The sequence below is a fragment of the Paracoccus denitrificans genome, assembly GCF_900100045.1.
Taxonomy (GTDB): domain Bacteria; phylum Pseudomonadota; class Alphaproteobacteria; order Rhodobacterales; family Rhodobacteraceae; genus Paracoccus; species Paracoccus denitrificans.
Window position 1 is genome coordinate 1 of record NZ_FNEA01000083.1, and the last position, 2,049, is coordinate 2,049.

General features: G+C 59.6%; 1 protein-coding gene and 1 pseudogene. Both read left to right on the forward strand.

The features are described from left to right. The first annotated feature begins 632 nt into the window (after nt 1-632). Entirely contained in the window at nt 633-1,874 is a 1,242-nt protein-coding gene (ltrA, locus tag BLT64_RS25830; RefSeq protein WP_011750763.1) for a group II intron reverse transcriptase/maturase, read from the forward strand. Between the two features lie 77 nt (nt 1,875-1,951). After that, nucleotides 1,952-2,049, forward strand: a pseudogene (locus tag BLT64_RS26730) (IS66 family transposase); the annotation flags it as partial.

Below are 2,049 nucleotides of genomic sequence, written 5' to 3' on the forward strand. Positions count from 1 at the left end.
CGTGCAGGCCCCGCTGCCCTCGCGCCCCATCGAACGCGGGCGCCCTGGGCCGGGTCTCCTGACCCATGTGCTGGTCAGCAAGTATGCGGATCATCGTGTGTCCTGAGCACCAACATGGAAAGGAGGTGCGTAACTGCAAGAGAGATGAGGGCAGGCCCCTCGGGTTCGGCGATCAGGAGCCGATCCCAAACCACCACAAGCTGCTGTCGTAAAGAGCGATGGTGGTGAGCGTTGTGGAAACGGCGGGACATGATCCCGTCAGGTACGATCCAGAGAGACGAGCGAAAGCGAACCGTCGATGAACTGCCGAAAGCGTATGGTTGATGTCAGAACCGGGGGTGGTGGTCATCCCGGGATGAGTATGGGCGGTGCCCTGAAGTCCGGCCCATACGGCATCCGGCTCGAAGGCGGCGTGAATCTGGGTCAGGCTCTTTTGCGGAACAGGAGAACCTGTCGTCCCGATGCCAAGGGAGAGGACCGATCGGGCAGCCCCCGAAAGGCCCAGAGTACCGATGCGGGGCACAGGGGCAGAACAGTTCGTAGTAGGGTTGAAGGCGCTGTAATGGTGCTGGACCGAAGGGGCTGTAGTGTTCAGCCGCTGCCGCTGGCCAACTGGTAACAGGACGAGCCGGATGACAGAGGCAAAGCCGTTTACGATTGAGAAGAGAGAGGTCTGGGAGGCGTTCCGGCATGTGGACGCCAATCAGGGTGCAGCTGGTGTAGACGGGCAGACGCTCGAAAGCTTCGGGGAACGGCTTGGTCCGAACCTTTACAAGCTTTGGAACCGGATGTCCTCTGGCAGCTACATGCCATCGTCGGTACGCCGGGTGATGATCCCCAAGGCAGATGGGGGCCAACGGCCGTTGGGTATTCCGACGGTCACGGACCGCATCGCGCAGGAGGTCGTCCGGCTTTATCTGGAACCGCTCGTGGAACCAGTATTCCACAGGGATTCCTATGGGTATCGGCCTGAACGCTCTGCCATCGACGCCATCCGGAAGGCGCGCCAGCGATGCTGGCGCTACGACTGGGTGTTGGACATGGACATCAAAGGTTTCTTCGATACCATCGATCATGAGCTCCTGCTCAAGGCAGTCCGCCATCATACGGACTGTCGATGGGTGCTGCTTTATATCGAACGGTGGCTGAAGGCACCTGTGAGGATGGAAGATGGCAGTCTTGTCCCGCAGGAACGCGGAACGCCGCAGGGTGGGGTGATCTCGCCGCTGCTGGCCAACCTGTTCCTGCACTACGCTTTCGACAGATGGCTGGATCGAGAGAACCCGCAAGTGCCGTTCGAGCGCTATGCGGATGACATCATTTGTCATTGTCGGACGGAAGATGAAGCTCGCAGGCTGTGGCAGCAGGTCGAAAACCGGCTCGCCGGATGCGGTCTGACACTTCATCCGCAGAAGACAAAGATCGTCTACTGCAAGGACACGAACCGAAAGGGTTCCTTCCCGACGGTTGCTTTCGACTTTCTCGGCTACAGGTTCCAGCCCCGGCTGGCGATCTGGCGCGGAGGTTTGTTTGGCGTATCCTATCTTCCGGCGGCCAGCCCCAAAGCCCTGAAGTCGTTCCGACGCCGGGTGCGCAACTGGGGATTGCAGCGGCGCAGCGACAAGGGGCTGATCGATCTGGCCCGCATGTTCAATCGACAGATTGAGGGGTGGATCGGCTACTTCAGATGCTTCTACAAATCGGCGCTCTATTCGACACTACGTCTGATCGACGCTCATTTGGTCCGTTGGGTGATGCGGAAGTATAAACGCTTCAAGCAACGACCCCGGCAAGCGCGGCTCTGGCTCGCCAGAATTGCGAAATCTACGCCGGGATTGTTCACCCACTGGTCTCTTCTTTACGCAAATGGCTGAATGCTGGGAGCCGTATGAACCGAGAGGTTCACGTACGGTTCTGGGAGCGCGTGAGGGTGAAATCCCCTCGCGCGACTCGCTTTCCGTTGTATCGTCAGAGCCAGATCTTCGACCGCGAAGGGCTCGATCTTGACCGTTCCACGCTGGCCGACTGGGTTGGCAAGTCCACCGCCCT

What these genes read in the sequence shown, in the direction of transcription:
- ltrA (WP_011750763.1), top strand. Translation starts at nt 633, where the DNA reads ATGACAGAGGCAAAGCCGTTTACGATTGAGAAGAGAGAGGTCTGGGAG.